Genomic DNA, 5,878 nt, shown 5'->3' with positions numbered 1-5,878 from the left:
GCTCTCGACTATTAATACTTGGAGTAAAATCAGATGCAACAGATTGGTTATCAAAAAGATAGTAACGCTTGGATTTTTCAGACTTGGGCATCTTTCATCCTTTCGGTAGGGATGACGACAATGGGGACTATTTATCTACCCGTAGATTTATGGACTAAAGGCTTCATGGGTATGGGATTGGGATTTTCGGTAGCTTCGACATTCACACTAGCCAAAACCCAGAGAGACCTCCACGAATCGACAAAATTAACCTCAAAAATCGAAGAAGCGAAAGTCGAACAAATTCTCTCCCAACACGGACGAGCTTAAATATTAACTCGAACCGAACTATTAAATTAATTCCTGTGCTTAGCCTAACTCGATCGATGAAAGTCGATCGATATTTTGTTGGCTTTTTTCTACAACCGATCCCTTCCGATCGATTATGACTCTAGTTTCGGGGCAACCTGTACCTCTAAAGCTTACAATTGGTTGAAGTCTACTCGTAAATATCCTGGTAGCTGTCTATGTCTTGGACTGATTAACCTCTATTATCCCGCTTGCGGGTATTGTGTTAGTGTGGTTGAAATGGATCGCGATTCAGCAGCGGATGGAATCGCGCTGAACGGAAAGTGCGGTCTTGGGCAAAGCCCAAGTGGAGCACCTTTCCAAGAGAGGCTCCCGTCTGACGACACGTCTCGCTTCGTATGTCTACGGCAGGCTTCTTCTGCGAAGGCAGACGCTACGCGAACGCCAACGCCTACAGCGTGCGTTTCACCAAGCAGAGCCGACGCTATGCGATCGAAAATTTCAAGTCCCCAGCTCACAACTCCGCTCCCCATCTATAAGATCCAATTGCCCAGGTTCTTGCGCCGATCGTTATTCGCCCATCCACCCATCCACCCATCTACTCCTCGTCCCCCAGCCCCAATCTGTGCCTTAGAGCCAGATTTTGCCATTTATAGCAAAACTTAACTCTCAACTATCAACCGAGCTAAATGCGTCAATCTACTCTCCATCAACTTAAAGTATTTGAAACTGTTGCAAGATTAACTAGTATTACTCGTGCAGCAGAGGAGTTATCTTTGACACAGCCAACAGTCTCGATGCAGATCAAGCAACTCACTCCCCCTGTTGGCGTCCCGCTGTTCGCGCCCCTTGGTCCCCCCCTTTCCCTCCCTCCCGCCGGCCCCGCCTTCCTGGTCCCCTGTCGCGCCCTCTTCGCTCGCTTCTCTCTTTTTTCTCTTCCCCTCCCCTCTCTTCCTTTCCTCCCCCCCTTCCCTCTCCCCCTCTCCCCTCAATGACGATCGATCTGCAACTAGATAGCCGTGTCTTAATTCAAGGAGTGGATAACCCCTTAGCACTGGCAGCAATAGGCCGAATGCAAACCTATGGGACTAAAATCGTAGGCGTTGTTAGTGCTGGACAAGGCGAACAGAAACTTGGAGATCTGCCTGTATTCGATTTAGTCAGTGAAGCACAAGCCTCATTAGGGCCGATCGAAACTAGTTTGATTTTTGTGCCTGCTTATCGGGTATTAGATGCGGCTCTCGAAGCGATTGCTGCGGGCATTCCCCAACTGATCGTGATTACTAGAGGTGTCCCGCCACTAGATACGATTCGGCTGCTGCGTCAGGCGCGGATTACCAATACGTTGATTCTCGGTTCTGGAAGTGCGGGGATTATTATTCCCGATCGATTATTGCTGGGTATTTATCAGCCGCAATTATTCAGTCCAGGTAAAGTGGCGATTATCAGCCGCAATCAGAGTTTAACTGCCGAAATTGCCAGCGAATTAAATCAAGCTAATTTGGGTCAATCGATCGTCATCCATATCGGCAGCGATCCGCTGGTTGGCTCCTCCTGTCGCCTGTGGCTGGAGTGGCTGCAATCAGACCCCTTAACCGAAGCAATCGTGCTTGTGGGCGATATTTGCTGGGATTCAGAAGCAGCTACGGCGGCTTATCTACTCGCACAACAGGGGAAACCTGTAGTCGCTTATCTAGCGGGGATTCATGCTAGTACACCACACCCGCTCACCGATGCCGCGATCGTCTTAAGTCATACTCTCTCGAAACCGATTTATCATTCAGACACCATTCAACAACGGCTGGAGACTTACAAGCGAGCCAAAATTCCCGTCGCCAAAAAGATCGGGCAGATTCCGCAGTTGGTTAAGAAGTCTGTGGGTAGATGAGTGGATGAGTGGATGGGTGGATGGGTGTATTAGAGGGAATCTCAGCGTTTCAAAAAGTAAATTTCAGATAGCTTGTCTAATAAGGTGGTTCTGCGGGGCCATCATAACCACACATGCCCAATCTGGGTGAATTAACTAACGGTAAAGGTTCCCCATAATTATCTTGATGTCCGTGCTGTTCGAGATGTCGATCGCATAAAGTGCCCCACACATTTAGATCGTGCAAGCACTCCAAACATAAGAACAGAGCTGCTTCTTTGCATTCAATACACTCACTGGTCGGCAACAGATTTCGTACCATTAATGCGATCGGTTTATTCGTCGTCGGTTTGCCTTCGCGGATTTCCACAAATTTAATCAGAGTTTCGGAAGAAGTACCAAAATCGTAGATATGAGTTAGCTCCACTCCTGCTTCAAAAATATCGCTGACTTTGCGTTTGGTCGATATTTCTTCACCGCTCCAACCACCTACCGAAAACTGGCTCATATGTCCGCAACATTCCAACCAAATTGCCCGCAAATACCCATCGATCTTGTCTAAAGTCGCCGAACCTCGCACTTCTAAATTCAACCAAAAGTCTGGGGTATAAGCATCCTGAATTCTTAAATGGTAGAGGGTTTCGCTAGTGCCTTTTTTTTGTTCGGCAATGGCGATCGCTTGCTTCCGTTCGGCACAAGTCGCAAGATGTTTGTTGACTGAGCCTTTGGCTATTTCTTTACTACAATACGCGCATTTTCCCTGAGATTGTTTTCCTCGCGGCATAAAATCTTATTTTCCCGTACTGCTGGTACTCAAGTCGCTCGATCTGGATGGTAGTTTTATATCATAATTCGATCGATCTGCTGTCAGTATTTAATAATTGTATGTTGAATCGATCGCCAGCAAAATCCAACTCCCTCACTGACATTTTCAGCATGTTGGATTTCATGCTTTGATTCCAACCCTAATGCTGTAATTGGTGTTGTTGGGTTTCGTTGCACTCTACCCAACCTACAACTGACTTCTGGCTTCTTGAATAAGTCGGAAATATAGCGATCGTGGTAGAAATTTCCCCTAAAGCCTAAAACCTAAAGCCTAACGCCTAAGAAGAGGTACGGAAATCCCGAAAGGCTAGACGCACCCGATCGCCATACAATGCTGGTAACTAAATCTAAGTAGCGATCGATAGCAATATGACAGTGCTAGAACAAGGTAACATTACCATCCATACCGAGAATATCTTTCCGATCATCAAGAAATCTCTGTATACCGACCATGAAATCTTCTTGCGCGAACTGATTTCCAATGGTGTCGATGCCATTGGTAAACTCAAGATGGTGTCGTTTGCGGGCGAATTTAGCGGTGAAATCGGCGAACCAGCCATTCAGATCTCGATCGATAAGGACAAGAAAACGCTATCGATCTCTGATAATGGGATTGGGATGAGTTTGGATGAAGTCAAAAAATATATCAACCAAGTTGCTTTTTCGAGTGCGGAAGAATTCATCGAAAAGTATCAAAAAAATAGCGACCAACAGATCATCGGTCACTTTGGTTTAGGTTTCTATTCCTCGTTCATGGTTGCTAGCTTGGTAGAAATCGATACGCTCTCTTGTCGGGATGGCTCGACACCCGTACACTGGTCTTGCGATGGTTCGCCTAGCTTTGAAATTAGCGAATCGAGTCGCACAGAGCGCGGTACGACGATTACGCTGACGTTGCAAGATGAGGAAGCTGAATATTTAGAACCAGCGAGAATCAAGCAATTAGTCAAGACTTATTGTGACTTCATGCCAGTGGCAATTTCGCTCGATGGCGAAGTTATTAATAAACAAAAAGCTCCTTGGAAAGAATCGCCCCAGAATTTAACTAAAGAAGATTATCTCGAATTCTATCGTTATTTATATCCGTTTGAAGAAGATCCCTTGCTCTGGGTGCATCTGAATACTGACTATCCATTCGCGCTCAATGGGATTCTATATTTTCCTAAATTACGTCCAGATTTAGATCTAACTAAGGGACAGGCTAAACTATTTTGCAATCAAGTATTTGTGAGCGATCGCTGTGATGAGGTGATTCCTAAATTCTTGTTACCATTGCGTGGCGTCATCGATAGTACCGATATCCCCTTAAACGTGTCGCGGAGTGCTTTAACTAGCGATCGAACGGTGCGGCGGATCTCCGATTATATCTCCAAAAAGGTCGGCGACAGACTCAAAGAACTTTATCACGACGATCGCGAGGCTTATACCAAAGGTTGGGAAGACTTAAGCACCTTCATCAAATTTGGCTGTCTGAACGATGATAAATTTAAAAAGCAAATCGAAGACATTATCATCTATCGCACCACCTTTACCGCTCCGCCAGCCGCCCCTGAAAGTACGGATGAAGGCAATGATGATGCTTGGAAATCGGCGACGCCAAGTTTGCCTTACACGACTCTGAATGAGTACTTAGAGCGCAACAAAGAGCGTCATGCTAAATCGGCACCAGCGACAACTGAAAGTGAAAACGAACCTAAGTATGAAAACCGCGTTTTCTACGCTACAGATGAAGCCAGCCAAGCACCATATATCCAACTCCATAAGAGTCAGGGTTTAGAAGTTCTGTTCCTCGATTCGTTTATCGATACGCACTTTGTGAGCTTCCTCGAACGCGAACATAGCGATATCAAATTCTCGCGGGTAGATGCTGAATTAGATAGCAGTCTGATTCAATCGGACGATACGCCAGAAATCATCGATCCCAATACTAATAAAACTCGTAGCGAACAGATTCAAGAAATCTTTACCACTGCACTCAATAAACCCAAAGTTACCATCCGTACCGAATCGCTCAAAGGTGATAATACCCAATCCACACCACCCGCGATGGTATTATTACCCGAATTTATGCGGCGGATGCGGGAAATGAGTGCGATGATGCAGCAACAAGCGGTTGAGTTTCCAGAGGAGCATATTCTGGTAGTCAATACCGCACATCCACTGATTCAAAATTTGGCAAATATTAACAAAGGATCGATCGTGGGAGCGGAAGGAAATTCGCCGAATCAAGACTTAGTAAATCTCGTCTGTCACCACATCTACGATTTAGCTTTGATGGCGCAGAAAGGGGTAAATGCTGATGGAATGAATGCGTTTGTAGAACGTTCCAATCAGGTGTTGACTAAGTTAACGGAAAGATAAAAAAATAGGGTGAGCAAATGCTCACCCTATTTTTTCTGTTAACTAAATTCATAGTGTTAAATTCGCGATCCTTCGACTTAGCAGAACAGTATCGTACTCAACCAGCCAAAATAAATACAGTTAAGTCTCGTTCTGACTCAGACACCATCGCTATATGACTGGCAATCCCGATCGATCTGTTGTGGCGAAGTTCGTCGGGAAGAGTCCGAATTCGATCGAGTGGGACGCAGACGATCGTCGGTACTGTGTCGATTGGAATTCCGTACAATTGTTGTCGTTCGCCCGTGAAAATAGCGATCGCATTTGGTGTAGATAGCGAGACTCCAGTTAAGCGATGGTGTAGATCGAGAATCTCTACATCTTGAGTCAAACTAAAATCTTCTCCGATAAAAATACTACTAATCACGCGATTAATTTTAGTAATTGGAATTCCAAAACTAACTTCACCAATTGCAAAGATAATCAATTCGATCGTGGCGGTATCTCGTTCGTTACTTTCCAACCATTTATTTGAAATAGTATTAGCAAACATAGGGG

The 5,878-nt window shown here is 45.4% G+C and carries 6 protein-coding genes; 4 read left to right on the top strand and 2 right to left on the bottom strand.

What is annotated here, in order from left to right:
• Positions 1-33 precede the first annotated feature (33 nt).
• The 3 genes from C7B77_RS22080 to C7B77_RS22065 all read left to right on the top strand — a co-directional run bounded on the left by C7B77_RS22080 (position 34) and on the right by C7B77_RS22065 (position 2,176).
• On the top strand, positions 34-309 hold the full coding sequence (locus C7B77_RS22080) for a YiaA/YiaB family inner membrane protein (protein WP_106309936.1): 276 nt from the start codon (positions 34-36) through the stop codon (positions 307-309).
• 668 nt (positions 310-977) lie between these two features.
• The gene (locus tag C7B77_RS31510; protein WP_106309930.1) at positions 978-1,283 is read left to right on the top strand and encodes a helix-turn-helix domain-containing protein; all 306 of its coding nucleotides are present in this window, start codon (positions 978-980) and stop codon (positions 1,281-1,283) included.
• Positions 1,280-2,176, top strand: a complete 897-nt coding sequence (locus tag C7B77_RS22065) for a succinate--CoA ligase subunit alpha (RefSeq protein ID WP_219892242.1) — start codon at positions 1,280-1,282, stop codon at positions 2,174-2,176. The genes C7B77_RS31510 and C7B77_RS22065 overlap by 4 nt, the downstream gene beginning before the upstream one ends.
• Before the next feature lie 76 nt (positions 2,177-2,252).
• On the opposite strand, the gene C7B77_RS22060 is transcribed toward C7B77_RS22065, so the two are convergent.
• The gene (locus C7B77_RS22060; RefSeq protein ID WP_106309927.1) at positions 2,253-2,939 is read right to left on the bottom strand and encodes a hypothetical protein; all 687 of its coding nucleotides are present in this window, start codon (positions 2,937-2,939) and stop codon (positions 2,253-2,255) included.
• A gap of 410 nt (positions 2,940-3,349) precedes the next feature.
• On the opposite strand from C7B77_RS22060, the gene htpG reads away from it, so the two are divergent.
• Entirely contained in the window at positions 3,350-5,341 is a 1,992-nt protein-coding gene (htpG, locus tag C7B77_RS22055; RefSeq protein ID WP_106309924.1) for a molecular chaperone HtpG, read from the top strand.
• A gap of 97 nt (positions 5,342-5,438) precedes the next feature.
• Here the strand turns inward: htpG and C7B77_RS22050 are convergent.
• A partial coding sequence (locus C7B77_RS22050; RefSeq protein WP_181243967.1) for a hypothetical protein occupies positions 5,439-5,878 on the bottom strand: 440 nt, incomplete at its 5' end.

Origin of the sequence: Chamaesiphon polymorphus CCALA 037, from assembly GCF_003003845.1 — a bacterium.
Lineage (GTDB): Bacteria > Cyanobacteriota > Cyanobacteriia > Cyanobacteriales > Chamaesiphonaceae > Chamaesiphon > Chamaesiphon polymorphus.
Note: the sequence above shows the minus strand (reverse complement) of the source record. Positions and strands in the feature narration are given on the sequence as shown.